Origin of the sequence: Novosphingobium sp. FKTRR1 (assembly GCF_020404405.1) — a bacterium.
Lineage (GTDB): Bacteria > Pseudomonadota > Alphaproteobacteria > Sphingomonadales > Sphingomonadaceae > Novosphingobium.
The window spans coordinates 12530-29112 of record NZ_JAIZDA010000006.1 but is presented as its reverse complement, the minus strand read 5'-3'; the positions used below and the strand labels follow the sequence as shown (position 1 = coordinate 29112).

The following is a 16583-nucleotide window of genomic DNA, read 5'->3' as shown; positions in this document are numbered from 1 at the left end:
CTGCCAATCCTTGAACAACCGGCTGCGCGGTGATCAGCCCTCACCCTCCTCCAGCGCCTCGACCCGCGCGAACAGCTTGTCGAGCAGTACCGCCAGCCGCTCGGTCTCGCGCGGGGACAAGGCCGCAAAGATCCGCTCATAAGCGCCCACCGCCTGCGGCCAGATCTTGCCGTGCAGTTCCACGCCCGCAGGGGTGAGTTCCAGATGGTGCGAACGGCCGTCGGATTCGTTCGGGCTGCGCCGGATCAGTTCGCGCTCGTCGAGTACCTTGCAGGCGCGATTGACCGCCACTTTGTCCATCAGGGTCGCCCTGACCAGATCGCGCTGGGTCAGCGGTCCGGCATCGCCCAGCACCGCCATCACCCGCCATTCCGGGATCTTCAGGCCGAATTCGTTGCGGTATTCGCCCGCGATCATTCCGCTGATCGCATTGGACGTCACTGCCAGACGATACGGCAGGAAGTGTCTGAGGCGGGTCTTGCTACCGGGCATCGCGATCTGGGCCTTGCTGCAATTGCCGACGCACAAGTCGACGGAAAATGTCGCCTTGGCGGGCGAGGCGCACTAGATCGTTCGCCATCGCGCCACCAAACGACATTTTCTTTATGCGCTTGTCCTCTCGCTTGTCACCTTCTTCCAGTCATTGGCTGGTTTGACGGTCGGGAGCCAAAATCCCCGCCATCACGAAATCGACGGTGTGTTCGCGGTAGCGATCGCGCAATTCCTCGGTCAGCGTGTCCTGATCGAAGCAATGGCGCAGCACCAATCGCGCCGAGAAGAAGCGGTCGGCCGCACCCGTCACGGTGAAATAGAACAATTGCGAATCGATCGGTCGGAACACGCCCGCCTTCACGCCCGAGGCGATGAGCTTTTCGTAAGCCCGCCCCAGCGGCGCCAGATACTTGTCGGCAATGCGTTGCGATTCGGCGTGATCGCTGTCGCGCACCAGCCGCATCAGCAACCGGTTGAGGTAGGGATAATTGTAGTAGGTATCGATCACCTTGCCGATGTGACGACGCAGCTTGGCTTCGGGATTCATGTGATCCTTGGCCAACAGCGCATCGACCGATTTGACAATCGCCTCCATGTCGCGATCAAGCAAGGCCTTGAGCATGCCTGCCTTATTGCCGAAATAATACTTCACCAGCGCCGAATTCAGCCCCGAGCGCAAGGACAGTTCGGACAGCGAGATGTCGACGAGATCGCCTTCGCGCATGATCTGCGAAGCAGTGTCGAGCAAAAGCTCGCGAGCGCCGGATTGCTCCGGGCTGTCCTTGGCCACTCCGGCCGTTACGGTTGTATCGTTCATTCCCAACCCGGTTCTTCCCACCAAGGATAAAAGGACGGCATATCCGAAGAAACGCGCGCAGGGTAGCGGGGAGCGCGCTTTTCAAGGAAAGAAGCCACGCCTTCCGTAGCGTCCGGCCCGCGCGACAGCGTGTAGATCGCCCGGCTGTCGATGTGATGCGCCTGCATCGGATGATCGAACTGCGGATTGTGCCACAGCATCGCCCGCGTCATCGCGACGGATACCGCGCTGGTATTGTCGGCAATCTCACGCGCAAGCGCATTGGCGGCGGGCAACAGATCCTCGGGCTCGTGCACCGAACGGACCAAGCCGCCGCGCAAGGCTTCCTGCGCGTCGAAGATGCGGCCGGTCATGCACCATTCCAGCGCCTGTGGCAGGCCGACGATGCGCGGCAGGAACCAGCTCGACGCCGCTTCGGGCACGATCCCGCGCCGGGCAAATACCAGCCCGAAGCGCGCCTTGGTGCTCGCCAGACGGATGTCCATCGGCAATTGCATGGTTACGCCAACGCCTACCGCCGCGCCGTTGATCGCCCCGATCAGCGGCTTCTTGGACTGGTAGAGCCGCAAGGTCAGCAGCCCCCCGCCGTCGCGCACGCGCGGATCGGACAAGTCCGCCACCGCATCGCCGCTTGAAAAAACATGCTTGCCATCATCGGGAGTGAGATCGGCCCCGGCGCAGAACGCGCGTTCGCCCGCTCCGGTGAAGATCACCGCACGGACGTCGTCGTTGGCATCGGTGTGGTCGAGCGCCGCGTTGATTTCCTGCCCCATGATGCCGGTATAGGCGTTCATCTTCTCGGGCCGGTGCAACGTGATCGTGGCGACGCCTTCGTCTATATCCAGACGGATCTGCGTGAAGTCGGACATCGGCTCTCTCCCGGAGGCGTAAAAGTAGGGGGCCGCGAATGCGTTGCCGCAGCCCCCATGTGCTTTGGTTCAGCGCGGCGCCATGCGGATGGCACCGTCAAGACGAACGTCTTCACCGTTGAAATAGCTGGTTTCGATCATGGTGAGCGCGAGCGCCGCATATTCCTCGGGCAGGCCGAGCCGCTTGGGGAATGGCACCTGGGCAGCCAGCGCCGCCTTCACGTTGTCGGGCGCACCCTGCAGCAGCGGGGTATTGAAGATGCCCGGCAGGATGGTGTTGACGCGAATGCCCTCGCTCATCAGGTCGCGCGCGATCGGCAGGGTCATGCCGACTACGCCACCCTTCGACGCCGAATAAGCCGCCTGACCGATCTGACCATCCTCGGCCGCAACCGATGCGGTGTTCACGATCGCGCCGCGTTCGCCGAACTCGTCGACGGGATCGAGCGTCAGAATGCCAGCCGCCGACTTGGCGATGCAGCGGAAGGTGCCGACCAGATTGATCTGGATGATGCGGTCAAAGGCGTCGAGCGGGAAGTGCTTGACCGAACCGTCCTCCTTCGAACGGCTGACGGTCTTGATGGCGTTGCCGGTGCCCGCGCAGTTGACGAGAATGCGCTCCTGCCCGATCGCGGCGCGCGACTTGGCAAACCCGGCGTCGACGCTTTCGTCGCTGGTCACGTTCACTTCGCAGAACACGCCGCCGATTTCGGCAGCAAGCGCCTCACCCTTTTCCTTGTTGAGGTCGAACAGCGCAACCTTCACGCCCTTTGCCGCAAGCGCGCGCGCCGTTGCCGCGCCAAGGCCCGACGCGCCGCCGGTGACAACGGCCGAAATGCTGGAATCAAGTTTCATGGACAGTCTCTCCCTGGAATGTGGTTCAGAGCAATTCGACGATGGTCACGTTGGCGACGCCGCCGCCTTCGCACATCGTCTGCAGGCCCCATTTCTTGCCGCGCGCCTTCAGCGCATGGAGCAGCGTGGACATCAGCTTGGTGCCCGAGGCGCCCAGCGGATGGCCCAGCGCAATGGCGCCGCCATTGACGTTGAGCTTTTCAGGATCGGCCCCGGTGTGCTTGAGCCAGGCCATCGGCACCGACGCGAACGCCTCGTTCACTTCGTAGAGGTCGATGTCGCCGATCTTCATGCCGGCGCGTTGCAGCGCGCGGTCGGTGGCGAACAGTGGCTCTTCGAGCATGATCACCGGATCGCCCGCCGTCACCGTCAGGTTGTGGATACGGGCCAGCGGGGTCAGGCCGTAACGCTTGAGCGCCTCTTCCGAAACGATCAGCGCGGCGCTGGCGCCATCGCAGATCTGGCTGGAACTGGCAGCGGTCAACGCGCCGTCGGGGCTGAGCAGCTTGACGCCCGCGATGCTTTCCAGCGTGGCGTCAAAGCGGATGCCTTCGTCCTGCGTATGCACAGCCGCACCATCGGCGGTCTCGATCTCGATCGGCACGATCTCGTCGGCAAAGGCGCCGCCATTGGTCGCGGCAATCGCCTTCAGATGGCTGGACAGCGCGAACACATCCAGATCGGCCTTGGTGAAGCCGTGCTTCTTGACGATCATTTCCGCGCCGACGAACTGCGACCAGTTGATGCCGGGGTACTTCGCCTCAAGCCCAGGCGACTTGTAGTTGCCCAAGCCCTCTTTCATGTGAAAGATCGCGGTCGAGCCCATCGGCACGCGGGTCATGCTTTCGATGCCCGCCGCGATGACCACGTCCTGCGTGCCCGACATCACCGCCTGCGCGGCGAACTGGATCGCCTGCTGCGACGAACCGCACTGGCGGTCGATCGTCACGGCAGGAACCGATTCGGGCAGTGAGGACGCCAGCACGATGTTGCGGCCGACTTGCCCGGCCTGCTGCCCACCCTGGCTGACGCAGCCCATGATCACGTCGTTGATGGCGGTCGGATCGATGCCGGTGCGCGCGACCAGTGCATCGAGCGTGCGCGCGCCCAGATCGACCGGGTGAACCCCTGCGAGCCGACCATTGCGCCGCCCCCCGGCGGTGCGCACGGCATCAACGATATAAGCGGTAGCCATCTTTCCGACTCCTCTCGGACGGTTTATTTAACCGAACGATTAAGGAGCCCTGCAGCGCTGTCAAGCCATCGCTTGGGTCAGGTTGGTGGGTATGCGTGGAATCAACCGCTTGCGGCGACCTGCCGGTCCGTGCGCGCGGCCACTTCGTGCCACAGCCCCTTGCCGCCCAGCTTTGCGACCGCACGGCCCAGCCGCTCGGCCCAGAAGGAATCGCTGCCGAACTCGCTGCGCCAGCCCATCAGGCGGCGGGTATGATGATTCAGCGCATATTCGATCGTAAACCCGATCGCGCCATGGACCCGGTGCGCGATCGGCACGCTGCGATCGATGGCGATCCCGGTGCGCAGCTTGGCTGCCGCGATCTCGAACCCGGCATCGCCATGGTCCAGCGCCGCCGCACAAGCCGCTGCCGACGCATCGACCGCCGCCGCTTCTTCCGAGAACTCGGCAAGCGCCTGCTGCACCGCCTGAAACTTGGCGAGAGCGCGGCCGAACTGGACGCGGGTGTTGACGTGATCGATCGACAGGGTGAACGCCGCTTCGAGCGCGCCCGATGCCTGCGCCACCCGTGCAAACGCGCCCAGTGCCAGCAAGTCGATGTCGCTGGCGACAGAGGCGACGGGCTCACCGGTGAAGTCCACCGCATCCCACGGCTCTCCGGCGGGGGACGTGCCTTGGGTCACGGAATAACTGCCCGGCAGGTACAGCGCCACAGCGCCGTCGCCCGCGCGAACGATGCCGTCGGCATGGCGGGCAAAAGGCACCCGCTGGCCCGGCGCGGCAATGGTCAGCAAGCCTTCAGGCGCAGCGATTCCCGCCTGCGCCAACAGGTGATGCGCCAGGATCGGCTCGGCCAGCGGCGCTGCCAGCGCGTTGAGCCCGGCCAGCCGCAGCACCGCCAGCACATCGCCCCAATCGCCGCCAAAGCCACCCGCATCCGCCGGAACCAGCAGCGAGGCAAAGCCCGCTTCGGCCACGCGCGGCCATGCGCTGGCGAACTCGGCGCCGGAAAGGTCGGCAAACAGGCCTTCGGCCATCTCGACCAGCAGGGTACGGTTCTCGCTCATGTCAATTCCGCTCCCTCAACGCAGCCCAAGGCCCTTGGCGATGATCCCGCGCAGCACTTCGGGCGTGCCGCCGCGCAGGCTGAAGCTGGGCGAGGTCAACAGGAACCAAGCCAGCAGCCGCGACAGGTCGGATGGGCCGGCCAGATCGACCTCGACCGCCGCCTGTACCAAGCGGGGCAGCGCCTGTTCATAGGCATTGCCCAGATCCTTGACGATGGCCGCTTCGACCACCGGGTCTTCGCCCGCCGCCAGCTTGGCTGCGGTAGACAGCGACATCTGGCGCAATGTCCACATCTCGGCGGTCAAGCGCCCGATCAGTTGCGCCACGTCGGGCGCAGGCTCGGGTCCGACCGCATCGATCAGCGCGATCAACAGCAAGTGGCTCGACAGATAGCGTTCGGGGCCGGACCGTTCGAGCGCCAGCTCGGCGGTCACCTGCTTCCAGCCCTGCCCTTCGGTGCCGACCAGCGCGCCCAGCGGAACCAGCGCGTCGTCGAAGAATATCTCGTTGAAGTGGTGACGCCCGGCCATGTCGATGATCGGGCGGACGGTGACGCCCGGCGTATCAAGGTCGATCATCAACTGAGACAAGCCCTGCTGCCGCTCGCTGCCTTCTTCGGTGCGCAGCAAAGTGAGTGCTGCGTGGCAATGATGCGCGCCGCTGGTCCACACCTTCTGGCCGTTGACACGCCAGCCTTCGAGCGTCTTGCGCGCAAAGGTGCGCACGCTGGCAAGGTCCGACCCGGAATTCGGTTCGGACAGGCCGATACAGGCATATGTCTCGCCCCGCGCCATGCCGGGCAGATATTTCTCGCGCTGTTCTTCGGTGCCATAACGCAGCAGCAGCGGGCCGGTCTGGCGATCGGCGATCCAGTGCAGTCCGGCAGGGGCCCCGCCGGCCAGCAGCTCCTCAAGCACGATGTACCGCTCCAGCATCGAGCGTTCATGGCCGCCGTATTGCTTGGGCCAGGTCATGCCCAGCAGCCCAGCCGTCCCCAGCGCGCGCGAGAATTCGGCGTCGTTGCCGAACCACGTGTCGGCGCGCTGTTCGATCGTCCAGCGCGGTTCGTGCGCGGTGATCAGATCGCGAACCTGTTGACGCAGTGCCGGCACATCGCCCGGCGGGGTGAAGGGGTGGAGCGGGAATATTTGCATCACGAAGCTCCCTATGGCAGCGCACTTTTAATCGCAAACTTAACTTTGCGTCGGCAATCGCCTCTGGGGGCAGTGGCGGCCAAGCTGACGCACGTTTCGAAAAGGATGTCCGGCCAATGACCCCGTTCCTGACCGTCGAGCGCCGCGGGCGCGTTGCCATCGCCACGATGAACCGTCCCGAATCGCTCAACGCCATCGGCACGCTGGAGGATTGCGATTCGATCGTCGACACGTTCTTCGCGCTGGGCAACGACCGTTCGGTCAGCGCCATCGTGCTGACCGGTACGGGCCGCGCCTTTTCCACCGGCGGCAACATCAAGGGGATGCAGCAGCGCCAAGGCATCGGCGTACTGGAGCAGCCCGATTCGACCCGCGCCAACTATCGCCGGGGGGTGCAGCGCGCCACGCGGGCGATGCTCGATTGCGAAATCCCGATGATCGCCGCGATCAACGGCCATGCCATCGGGCTCGGACTGGACCTTGCCTGCCTGTGCGACCTGCGCGTTGCCGCACAGAGCGCCAAAATGGCCGCCAGCTTCATCAAGGTCGGCATCGTCCCCGGCGATGGCGGAGCGTGGACCCTGCAGAAGATCGTCGGCTATTCCAAGGCGGCCGAACTGTTCCTGACCGGCCGGACCTTCGATGCCGCCTATGCCCAGTCGATTGGCCTTGTCGGCACGGTCGTGCCCGATGCGGACCTGCTCGAAACCGCGATTGCACTGGCCGAGGAGATCGCCGCAAACGCGCCGCGCGCACTGCGCCTGACCAAGAAGCTGCTGCGCGAGGCCCAGCACGCCCGCGCGCATGACGTGCTGGAACTGTCCGCCGCGTTTCAGGCCATCGCGCACGAGACGAAGGATCATGCCGAGGCCGTCGCCGCCATCCTCGAAAAGCGCCCTCCGGTATTCACCGGCGACTGAGCATCGTCACACGGCACGGCCCTGCCCTTCCGCTCAGGCGGGGCAGGTCTGCGCGTTATAGGGTAGCCAGATCTCGACCATGCCGGACTTCACGTTGCCATAGCGCCCGGCAAGGTTGCGCAGGTAGACCGAGGGCGCGCGCAAGGTGTCACCCAACAGTTTAGCGGCAAACTGCGCGGCGTCCGCATCCTCGGCATGGAAAAAGCGCACTTCGGGTTCGCTGCGCGCAAGCTTTTGCAGTGTCGCCGCCTGATCGGGGTGCTTGGCCACCACATTTTCCGACCCCGGCGCGGGTACACCGGCATTGAGCAGCGCCTGCTTGATCTGATCGGCATCGCCCTGCTGTCTGGCGCAATAGAACTGGATGTAAGCCACGCTCGGCTTGGCAGATGTCACCGGGTTGACCGGAGGCAATTGCGCGGTGGCGGTTGACGTGGCGGGGCCGGTCGGCGGCGGGGTCAGGTTGCGTTCGACCGTGTCGGGACGGGACAGCGCCTTGGCCGCCGCCGCCGCACCTTGCGCTCGGGTGGCCGGATCAAGCGCGGTCTGCGCCCGCGCGTTGGCGGCGTTGGTGATCGAATCAAAGAACTTCGCGAGCGCCGGGCTCTGATCTTTTTCGTGCCGGCTGCGGGTATAGTTGATCGTGGCAAAGGCCAGATTCTGGACCACCGGATCGGGCTTCGAAAGCGCCTCGAACTGGGCGGTGACCAGCTTGATGTCCTCCTGAAGATCCTTCGCATCAGCGCGACGGCTGTCCTGTTCGTGCGCAAACGCATTGTACGTAAGCGAAGATATCGCCACGAACGCCGATATCACCGAACTCACCAATGCGACAAACAACGGCCTGTCGAACAAACTTTTGCCAGCCTCGACCTGAACTTTTTTGGAACTACTGGTGTCAGATGAAGTGTTTTCATTGTCCGGCATCGCCTCGACTCCGAAAATCCGCTCAAGTAAACAAAATGTACTCGTTTTATCGGAGTTCGGAAAGCGCTCAGTCCGGCTGCGGGACTTGGCGGCTTTTGCCTTGCATCGCGCGGCCAGCCGCTTACCCCTTGCGCATGACCACCGAAGCCGCCTTCATCGCCGCCTTGCGCGCGCTTGCCCCGCATCCAGCGGCGCGCGGACTGGCCGATGATTGCGCTGTGCTGGACTTCGGCAGCGAAACGCTGGTGGCGACCCACGACATGATGGTCGAAGGCGTCCATTGGCTGCGTGGACAGGACTTGGCCGACGTGGCGTGGAAGCTGGTGGCGACCAATTTGTCCGACCTTGCGGCCAAGGGTGCGGAACCGGTCGGCGTGCTGCTGGGCTACACGCTTGGCCAGGACAACACGCGGTTCCTTGTCGGCCTTGACGAGGCGCTCGACGCCTTTGGCGTGACGCTGCTGGGTGGCGATACGGTCCGCGGACTGGCGGGCGGGCAGGCGCTGGGGCTGACCGCGCTGGGCCGCGCCACGTGCCAGCCAGTGCCCGCCCGCGATGGCGCGCAAATCGGCGACCGGGTGTGGATCACCGGCCCGGTCGGCGCGGCGATGCTGGGGTTCGAGGCTCTGCGCGACGACAAGGCGGGCGTGGACACCACCGCCTTCCGTCGTCCGACGCCACGCCTTGCCGCAGGGCGCGCGCTGGCCCCACTGGTCAGCGCGATGATGGACGTGTCAGACGGCCTGTTGCTCGATGCGCAACGCCTCGCTCAAGCCAGCAAGGTGACGATCGCACTGGATTCGGCGGCGATTCCCGTGCCTGCGAACCTGCCGTCAGACCGCCTGCGCGACGCGCTTGGCTGGGGGGACGACTACGAACTGCTGTTCACCCTGCCTGCGCACTTGCAACCGCCAACGCTCGCATATGCGATAGGGGTGGTGACAGAACAGGGCGTTGCCCCGCTATTGCTCGATGGTGCGCCGCCGCACGGAAAACTGGGCTTCGAACATGCCTCCGCAACGGCTTGACAGTCGTCAAGGAAAGGCTTGCCCACGCTGAATTAGACGATAGCCTCCCGTCCACCGCCGCAACGACGGCGCTCCGACATACACCGGATCAAAGCCGGGTCGGGTACAACAAGGGGATGCCATCGTGAGTCTAGTCCAGATTGCAATCGTTCTGGGATTGCTGGCCGTGCTCTACGGCTTTGTCACCAGTCGGCAGGTGCTTGGGGCGCCCGCCGGCAATGCCAAGATGCAGGAAATCGCCGGCGCCATTCAGGAAGGCGCGCAAGCCTACCTCAAGCGCCAGTACACCGCCATCGCGGTCGTCGGCGTGGTCGTGGCGATCGTCGTCGCGCTCGCTCTGGGGCCGATCGCCGCCACCGGCTTCGTGATCGGTGCGGTGCTTTCGGGCGCCACCGGGTTCATCGGCATGAACGTGTCGGTGCGCGCCAACGTCCGCACTGCCGCCGCCGCACAAGCCGGATTGCAGCAGGGGCTCACGCTGGCGTTCCGCGCCGGGGCGATCACCGGGCTGCTGGTGGCAGGCCTTGCGTTGCTCGCGATTGCGGGCTTCTTCTGGTACCTGACCGGTCCTGCCGGCCACGCTCCGTCCGACCGTATCGTGATCACCGCGCTCAGCACGCTGGCGCTGGGGGCCAGCCTCGTCTCGATCTTCGCGCGACTGGGCGGCGGCATCTTCACCAAGGCGGCCGACGTCGGCGCCGATCTGGTCGGCAAGGTCGAAGCCGGTATCCCCGAGGATGACCCACGCAACCCCGCCGTGATCGCCGACAACGTGGGCGACAACGTCGGCGATTGCGCAGGCATGGCCGCCGACTTGTTCGAAACATACGTCGTGACCGTGGGGGCCACGATGGTGTTGACCGCCCTGCTGCTCAAAGGTGTGGGCGATCTGCTGCTGCCGTTGATGAGCCTGCCGTTGCTGATTGGCGGGGTCTGCATCATCACCTCGATCATCGGCACCTATTTCGTCAAACTGGGCAAAAGCAACAACATCATGGGCGCGATGTACAAGGGCTTCCTTGTCACCGCCGTGCTGTCGATCCCGGCGATCTGGTTCGCCATCAACTATGCGCTGGGCGACATGGAAGCGGCCATCGGCGGTGAGACTTACACTGGGCGCACGCTGTTCTATTGCGCCTTGGTGGGTCTTGGCATCACCGGGCTGATCATCTGGATCACCGAATATTACACCGGCACACAGTTCCGCCCGGTCCGCTCGATCGCCAAGGCTTCGGTCACCGGCCACGGCACCAACGTGATCCAGGGGCTGGCCATCAGCCTTGAAGCCACCGCGCTGCCCACGCTGGTGATTTGCGCCGGCATCATCATCGCCTACCAGCTCGCCGGGCTGATCGGCATTGCCTATGCCGCCACCGCGATGCTGGCGCTGGCCGGGATGGTCGTCGCGCTCGACGCTTACGGGCCGGTTACCGACAACGCCGGTGGCATCGCCGAAATGGCGGGCCTTGAAGACTCGGTCCGTGAAAAGACCGATGCGCTCGATGCGGTGGGCAACACCACCAAGGCCGTGACCAAGGGCTATGCCATCGGTTCGGCAGGGCTTGCCGCGCTGGTGCTGTTCGCCGCCTATACCACCGACTTGCGCGAGTTCTTCCCCGCGTTGAAGGTCGATTTCAGCCTTGAAAACCCCTACGTCATTGTCGGGCTGCTGCTCGGCGCGCTGCTGCCCTATCTGTTCGGGGCGATGGGCATGACCGCGGTCGGCCGCGCGGCGGGCGACGTGGTCGTCGACGTGCGCGAACAGTTCGCCAACGATCCGGGGATCATGGCCGGAACCAGCCGTCCGGACTATGCCCGGACGGTCGATCTGGTGACCAAGGCGGCGATCAAGGAAATGATCATCCCGTCGCTGTTGCCGGTGCTGGCCCCTGTGGTGGTCTACTTCGTGATCACCGCCGTGGCCGGGCAGACCAACGGCTTTGCCGCGTTGGGTGCATTGCTGCTGGGCGTGATCGTCAGTGGCCTGTTCGTGGCGCTGTCGATGACCTCGGGTGGTGGCGCCTGGGACAATGCCAAGAAGTACATCGAGGACGGCCACTACGGCGGCAAGGGTTCCGACGCCCACAAGGCAGCGGTGACCGGCGATACCGTCGGCGATCCCTACAAGGACACCGCTGGTCCGGCCGTGAACCCGATGATCAAGATCACCAACATCGTGGCCCTGCTGCTGCTGGCGGCGCTTGCGGCACACGCTGCTGGTTGAACCCGTTCGACCGACGGGCCACCGGCGCTGACCGGCCGCCCGATCAGGTTGGGGAGGGGAACCCCGTCCGGAGCGATCCGGGCGGGGTTTTCCATGCGCGACGCCAGCCTTCCGGGGGTCGGCTCGTCAGGTTGCACTGATACATTCCGTTGACGTAAACGGCGGGTGGAGTCATGGCGAGCGCATGGCCGATCAAGAAACAGCTCCGCCCGCCCTTCCCGCCACCCAGCCCGACGGCGCCACGCTGGTCGCAGGATTGCTGAAGCTTCTGGATGTCAGCGATCTTGGCGATGACCGCTTTCAGGGCGCGCGTAAGCCGGGTGGGGTTGGCCGGGTGTTCGGCGGACAAGTGATCGGACAGGCGCTGGCCGCCGCCGAACGCACCGTGCCGGATGATCGCCCGGTGCATTCGCTGCACGCCTATTTCCTGCGTGGCGGGAACGAGGACTATCCGATCGACCTTGCCGTGATGCGCGATCTTGATGGCGGCAGCTTTTCCAACCGGCGGATCGTCGCCTCGCAGCAGGGCAAGCCCATCCTGACGATGGTCGCTTCGTTCCATCGGCGCGAGGACGGGGTCCACCACGCCGATCCGATGCCGCAGGTTCCCGCGCCCGAGGACTTGCGCAGCGAGGCCGAACTGGTCGCCGAATACGCCGATCGCATGGCGGAGGGTGCGCGGGCGAACATGTTGCGCCCCCGCCCGATCGAACTGCGCCCGGTCGAACCGCGCCACTGGATGAGCGCCGAACCGCGTGAGGCGCGCGCCCACACCTGGTTTCGGGCCGCCGCGCCGCTGCCCGCCGACGAAAAACTGCACCGCGCTGTGCTGGCCTATGCCAGCGACATGACGCTGCTTGGCACCTCGACCATCCCTCACGGCATCAGTTGGACCGCCGGCAACCTGATGGGCGCCAGCCTGGACCATGCGCTGTGGTTCCATGATGATTTTGCCGCCGATGAATGGCTGCTCTATGTCTGCGACAGCCCTTGGGCGGGCCGCGCGCGCGGGTTCAATCGCGGGCGGATCTATAGCCGCGATGGCAGGCTGGTGGCCGAAGCCGCGCAGGAAGGCCTGATCCGCAAGCTGACGCCAAAGACCTGAGCGGCGGTCCTGAGTCTGTCACGGTTTTTCGGCCGGGCAGAACCGTTCTTCAAGCGTCGGCCGCGCCACCAGCCCGGTGGCGATGACCGACAACATGTCGATTTTGCCCGCCGCCTTGATGCTGGCCTTGGTCAGCACGAAGTCGAACTGGCGGCAACCGACCAGATTGGTGTTGCCGCCGCCATACTTGTTGGCGATGATCGTCGAGAGCAGATCAAGGCTGCCCTTGTGCGCCACCTGCACGCCCAGCTTGTCGGTGAAATAATGTTTCAGCAAGCCGGTCGCCTCATCAAACCGCGCGCGCTGGGCCGCCTCAAGCTGGCCGAAGTGATCCTGCATCGCGACGCCCACTTTGGAACACCGCAGCATGATCGATTGCATCATGATCTCGAATTCATGAAGCCGGGCCGCCATGCGCACGGGTTCATCGATGCAAGCGGCCTGTACCGGTTGGGTTGCAACCAGGGCCATAGCCCCCACAAACGCCACGAATCTTCGTATCATGCCTCACCCCTGCGATGTGGTTATCGCGGATTGCGGTCAAATCAAGCTTAACCCGGTCGTAAACTGCGATGAAACCCGCCGAAATGTGCCAGAATTGGGCCTGAAAAGGCCTCAAATGATGACTTTATTGGCCTTTATCGCAAGCGACGATCGGCACCGCCATGATCGCGGGATAGAGGTGCACCAATCCGTCAAGCGTATCGAACGCAGCCTGCGCCTGTGGTTCATAGGTCCGCGAAGCCTCGACCAGCGCGTTCTGCGCGGCCGCATTGTCGCTCAGGTGGTATTGTTCGTACATCGCGTTGAGCTTCGCCATGTAGGTGATCGCCGCCTGATTGTTGCGCCGTGCTACCGCGATAACCGGAGCGTACTGCGTACTGTGAAAGGTGTTGCGGGCCACATCGCTGCAGAAACGGGTCGGCAATGATATCGGCGTCACGAACGCCAGCACTGGCGGCGATGGAATCGCGACGCCGTTGATCACGCGGACGAGCGGGCCGGTCGTCGGCGCGACCACTTGCGCGGCAACCACAGGTGCGGAAGGAGGTGGCGGTGCGGCGTCAGGTGGCGATGCGGAGGCGGCCGCCGCGCTTGCCCCCGGTGAAGGCTGCACCGGCAAGCTGATCTGCGAATTCGACAGATCCTGCAGCGTGCGGTTGAGTTCCTGCAACTGATCCGCGCCCGAGGGTGCAACCGTTGACGAGTCGGCCGCAGGCGGGGCAACGGCCGCAACCGGCGGTGGCACTGACGCCGCAGCAGGCGGCACCTCTGGCACTTGAACCGGCGGAGGCGCAGGCGGAAGCGGAGGCGGGGTGACAGGCACCGGATTGACAGGCACCGCAACCGGCGCAGGCGCCTGAACCGGGGGCGGGACGACAGCGACCGGCGCCGGTGCCGTCGTTGTTGCCGGAACTGGCACCGCGGTCGGCGCTGGCACCGCTCCGCGCAACTTGGTGATCTTAAGGCGCGCCACATCGGCGAAAACGCCGTTGGGATAGCGCACCAGATAAGCCTCATAGAGGGCCGGATCATTGTTGCTGTCGATCGATTGCCACAGCGTCAGTTCGATCTGGCGTTCAACCCCGCTGGCGTTGTCCGGTTGTGCCGCGACGGTTCCACACGCGGCGAATGTGCCCGCCAGCAGGCCCAGCGCCATCGCCACACAGGTGCGCCGACAAAACCCGAAGGGATGCCTCAGTCCGCCACCGTTCGCACTGCGCACCAGTTGCCCCCTCAGACCGCGCCTGCCGACACAGGTCGCACGCCAACCTTGCAAATCTTCACGTCAACGGCAATTCAGCCGCTTCGTTCGCAAGGCAAACCGTTGCCTATGGGTGGCAGGGCGAGTCTTCAAGCGCAAAACGCCCTGTGCGACTCGTCACAGCATCGCTCTGCTCAAACTGGTTCGTCCAGGCGACCCTGATCACCCGGCAGGATGGTAGAAGTCATAGACCGTCTGAGCGACCGCGCTGCTAACCCCCGGCGCACGTTGCAGATCCTCAAGGCTGGCCGCACGCACTTTGCCCGCCGTGCCGAAGTGCAGCAGCAGCGCCCGCTTGCGCGCGGGACCGATGCCGGCAATTTCGTCAAGCGGACTGGCAGTGATCGCGCGGCTGCGCTTTTCGCGGTGCGCGCCGATGGCAAAGCGGTGCACCTCGTCGCGCAGCCGTTGCAGGTGGAAGAGCAGCGGCGAATTGACCGGCAGCATCTTTTCGCGTCCGTCGGGAAAGTGAAAGACCTCGCGCCCCTCGCGCCCATGGTGCGGTCCCTTGGCGATCGCGATCAGCGGCACGTCCTCGATGCCCAGTTCATCCAGCGTTTCTCGCACCGCGCTCATCTGACCCTTGCCGCCGTCGATCAACACCAGATCGGGCCAGGTGCCGTTCTCGCGCTCGGGATCCTCTTCCTGTGCACGGGCAAAGCGGCGCTGGAACACCTCACGCATCATGGCAAAGTCATCGTTGGTCTGCGCGACCTTGATGTTCCACTTGCGGTACTGCCCTTTCAGGAACCCCTCGGGCCCGGCCACCACCATCGCGCCCAGCGCATTGGTGCCCTGAATGTGGCTGTTGTCATAGATTTCGATGCGCTGAGGCACTTCGGACAGTTCAAGGAACTCGGCCAGATCGCGGTTGGTGCGCGCCTTGGTGCCGCTTTCGGCCAGCCTGCGCTCCAGCGCCTCGGTGGCATTGCGGCTGGCCTGCTCCATCAACCGGCGCCGATCGCCGCGCTGGGGCACCGAGATCTCGACCTTGCCGCTTGCCGCCCCGTGCAACGCCTCGGCCAGCAGATCGGCTTCGGGCAATTCGCGGTCGAGCAGGATCAGCCGGGGCGGCGGCACTTCCTCATAGAACTGGGCGAGGAAGCTGGTCAGCACTTCGCTATCGTCCAGTCCGTCGGTGTGGCTGGGGAAGAATGCGCGATGCCCCCAGTTCTGCCCGCCCCGGATGAAGAAAGCCTGGATTCCCACCTGACCGCCGGTGTTTGCCATTGCGAACACGTCGGCATTGCCCACGCCTTCGGCATTGATCGCCTGGCTGCCCTGAATGAAGGTGGCCGCGCGCAAGCGATCGCGGAGCCTTGCCGCCCGCTCGAAATCGAGCGCCTCGGCGGCCTGCGTCATCTCTGCCTCGATCTCGCGCTGGACCGCGCCCGATCTGCCGCCCAGGAAGTCCTTGGCCTGACGCACCAGTTCGGCATAGTCGGCTTCGCTGATGCGGTCGACGCACGGGGCCGAGCAGCGCTTGATCTGATAGAGCAGGCACGGCCGGTCACGACGGCTCATGAAACCATCGTTGCAACTGCGCAAAAGGAACAGCTTTTGCAGCGCGTTGATCGTGGTGTTGACCGATCCTGCGCTGGCGAACGGGCCATAATAGTTGCCCTTGGCCTTGCGCGCGCCGCGATGCTTGGTCAGCCGGGGAAAGGCATGATCGGCGCGCAGCAGGATGAACGGGAACGATTTGTCGTCGCGCAGCAGCACGTTGTAGGGCGGACGATAGCGCTTGATCAGTTGCGCTTCGAGCAACAGCGCCTCAGCCTCGGAATTGGTGGTGACGATGGTCATGCTGCGGGTCTGGCTGACCATGCGCCGCAGCCGGTTGGGCAAGCGGTCGACCTGCGTGTAATTGGCCACCCGGTTCTTCAGCACCCGAGCCTTGCCGACATAGAGCACATCGCCGCGCACGTCGCACATGCGGTAAACCCCCGGCCGCGCGGGCAGCGTACGCACGGTGTCGCGGATGGTTTCGACACCGCGCTCAAGGTCGGGCTGGTCCCCGCCACGCACGGCATAGGTGGCCTTGTCCTCGTTGAAGCGTTCGGCGCCGTTGGGCGTGGCCGGCGTACCGGCGGGTGTGCGTGCCATAGCGTTGGCAGATAGGACGTTTTGCAGCGAATTTGGAGAGCGGCGCGGCAGTTTTCCC

Annotated in this window: 15 protein-coding genes; 4 read left to right on the top strand and 11 right to left on the bottom strand. The window is 64.7% G+C overall.

Annotated features, from left to right (window positions below):
* Positions 1 to 33 precede the first annotated feature (33 nt).
* The 7 genes from LDN95_RS07960 to LDN95_RS07930 all read right to left on the bottom strand — a co-directional run bounded on the left by LDN95_RS07960 (position 34) and on the right by LDN95_RS07930 (position 6450).
* The gene (locus tag LDN95_RS07960; protein WP_226017131.1) at positions 34 to 492 is read right to left on the bottom strand and encodes a MarR family winged helix-turn-helix transcriptional regulator; all 459 of its coding nucleotides are present in this window, start codon (positions 490 to 492) and stop codon (positions 34 to 36) included.
* 148 nt (positions 493 to 640) lie between these two features.
* The gene (locus tag LDN95_RS07955; RefSeq protein WP_226017130.1) at positions 641 to 1309 is read right to left on the bottom strand and encodes a TetR family transcriptional regulator; all 669 of its coding nucleotides are present in this window, start codon (positions 1307 to 1309) and stop codon (positions 641 to 643) included.
* Positions 1306 to 2178 carry a crotonase/enoyl-CoA hydratase family protein gene (locus LDN95_RS07950; protein ID WP_226017129.1) on the bottom strand — a complete coding sequence of 291 codons (873 nt, stop codon included), beginning with the start codon at positions 2176 to 2178 and terminating at the stop codon, positions 1306 to 1308. Before LDN95_RS07950 ends, LDN95_RS07955 begins: the two co-directional genes overlap by 4 nt.
* Before the next feature lie 69 nt (positions 2179 to 2247).
* Complete coding sequence (locus tag LDN95_RS07945; protein WP_226017128.1) at positions 2248 to 3033, bottom strand: SDR family NAD(P)-dependent oxidoreductase; 786 nt, start codon at positions 3031 to 3033, stop codon at positions 2248 to 2250.
* Between the two features lie 25 nt (positions 3034 to 3058).
* Positions 3059 to 4228, bottom strand: coding sequence for an acetyl-CoA C-acetyltransferase (locus tag LDN95_RS07940; RefSeq protein ID WP_226017127.1), 1170 nt, complete (start codon positions 4226 to 4228; stop codon positions 3059 to 3061).
* A gap of 101 nt (positions 4229 to 4329) precedes the next feature.
* Positions 4330 to 5295, bottom strand: a complete 966-nt coding sequence (locus tag LDN95_RS07935) for an acyl-CoA dehydrogenase family protein (RefSeq protein WP_226017126.1) — start codon at positions 5293 to 5295, stop codon at positions 4330 to 4332.
* Positions 5296 to 5310: 15 nt separating this feature from the next.
* Positions 5311 to 6450 carry an acyl-CoA dehydrogenase family protein gene (locus LDN95_RS07930; RefSeq protein ID WP_226017125.1) on the bottom strand — a complete coding sequence of 380 codons (1140 nt, stop codon included), beginning with the start codon at positions 6448 to 6450 and terminating at the stop codon, positions 5311 to 5313.
* A gap of 116 nt (positions 6451 to 6566) precedes the next feature.
* On the opposite strand from LDN95_RS07930, the gene LDN95_RS07925 reads away from it, so the two are divergent.
* The gene (locus tag LDN95_RS07925) at positions 6567 to 7370 is read left to right on the top strand and encodes a crotonase/enoyl-CoA hydratase family protein (protein WP_226017124.1); all 804 of its coding nucleotides are present in this window, start codon (positions 6567 to 6569) and stop codon (positions 7368 to 7370) included.
* Positions 7371 to 7403: 33 nt separating this feature from the next.
* On the opposite strand, the gene LDN95_RS07920 is transcribed toward LDN95_RS07925, so the two are convergent.
* Positions 7404 to 8171 (bottom strand): hypothetical protein, encoded by a 768-nt coding sequence (locus LDN95_RS07920; RefSeq protein WP_226017123.1) that lies wholly within the window; start codon positions 8169 to 8171, stop codon positions 7404 to 7406.
* A gap of 260 nt (positions 8172 to 8431) precedes the next feature.
* Here LDN95_RS07920 and thiL point away from each other — a divergent pair, with 260 nt between their 5' ends.
* The 3 genes from thiL (at position 8432) to LDN95_RS07905 (ending at position 12654) form a co-directional block, all read left to right on the top strand.
* On the top strand, positions 8432 to 9325 hold the full coding sequence (gene thiL, locus LDN95_RS07915; protein WP_226017122.1) for a thiamine-phosphate kinase: 894 nt from the start codon (positions 8432 to 8434) through the stop codon (positions 9323 to 9325).
* Between the two features lie 124 nt (positions 9326 to 9449).
* Positions 9450 to 11549, top strand: a complete 2100-nt coding sequence (locus LDN95_RS07910) for a sodium-translocating pyrophosphatase (RefSeq protein WP_226017121.1) — start codon at positions 9450 to 9452, stop codon at positions 11547 to 11549.
* A 184-nt stretch (positions 11550 to 11733) separates the two neighbouring features.
* Positions 11734 to 12654 (top strand): acyl-CoA thioesterase II, encoded by a 921-nt coding sequence (locus tag LDN95_RS07905; protein WP_226017120.1) that lies wholly within the window; start codon positions 11734 to 11736, stop codon positions 12652 to 12654.
* Positions 12655 to 12672: 18 nt separating this feature from the next.
* Here the strand turns inward: LDN95_RS07905 and LDN95_RS07900 are convergent, their stop codons facing one another.
* From LDN95_RS07900 to uvrC, 3 genes are all read right to left on the bottom strand, one after another.
* Positions 12673 to 13125: a hypothetical protein gene (locus tag LDN95_RS07900; protein WP_226017119.1), complete on the bottom strand. Its 453-nt coding sequence runs from the start codon at positions 13123 to 13125 to the stop codon at positions 12673 to 12675.
* Positions 13126 to 13282: 157 nt separating this feature from the next.
* Positions 13283 to 14320, bottom strand: a complete 1038-nt coding sequence (locus LDN95_RS07895; protein ID WP_226017118.1) for a hypothetical protein — start codon at positions 14318 to 14320, stop codon at positions 13283 to 13285.
* Positions 14321 to 14581: 261 nt separating this feature from the next.
* On the bottom strand, positions 14582 to 16525 hold the full coding sequence (gene uvrC, locus LDN95_RS07890) for an excinuclease ABC subunit UvrC (protein ID WP_226017117.1): 1944 nt from the start codon (positions 16523 to 16525) through the stop codon (positions 14582 to 14584).
* Positions 16526 to 16583 lie beyond the last annotated feature (58 nt).

Coding starts and splice junctions, on each gene's coding strand:
- LDN95_RS07960 (WP_226017131.1), bottom strand. CDS start 492: ATGCCCGGTAGCAAGACCCGCCTCAGACACTTCCTGCCGTATCGTCTG.
- LDN95_RS07955 (WP_226017130.1), bottom strand. CDS start 1,309: ATGAACGATACAACCGTAACGGCCGGAGTGGCCAAGGACAGCCCGGAG.
- LDN95_RS07950 (WP_226017129.1), bottom strand. CDS start 2,178: ATGTCCGACTTCACGCAGATCCGTCTGGATATAGACGAAGGCGTCGCC.
- LDN95_RS07945 (WP_226017128.1), bottom strand. CDS start 3,033: ATGAAACTTGATTCCAGCATTTCGGCCGTTGTCACCGGCGGCGCGTCG.
- LDN95_RS07940 (WP_226017127.1), bottom strand. CDS start 4,228: ATGGCTACCGCTTATATCGTTGATGCCGTGCGCACCGCCGGGGGGCGG.
- LDN95_RS07935 (WP_226017126.1), bottom strand. CDS start 5,295: ATGAGCGAGAACCGTACCCTGCTGGTCGAGATGGCCGAAGGCCTGTTT.
- LDN95_RS07930 (WP_226017125.1), bottom strand. CDS start 6,450: ATGCAAATATTCCCGCTCCACCCCTTCACCCCGCCGGGCGATGTGCCG.
- LDN95_RS07925 (WP_226017124.1), top strand. CDS start 6,567: ATGACCCCGTTCCTGACCGTCGAGCGCCGCGGGCGCGTTGCCATCGCC.
- thiL (WP_226017122.1), top strand. CDS start 8,432: ATGACCACCGAAGCCGCCTTCATCGCCGCCTTGCGCGCGCTTGCCCCG.
- LDN95_RS07905 (WP_226017120.1), top strand. CDS start 11,734: ATGGCCGATCAAGAAACAGCTCCGCCCGCCCTTCCCGCCACCCAGCCC.
- LDN95_RS07900 (WP_226017119.1), bottom strand. CDS start 13,125: ATGGCCCTGGTTGCAACCCAACCGGTACAGGCCGCTTGCATCGATGAA.
- uvrC (WP_226017117.1), bottom strand. CDS start 16,525: ATGGCACGCACACCCGCCGGTACGCCGGCCACGCCCAACGGCGCCGAA.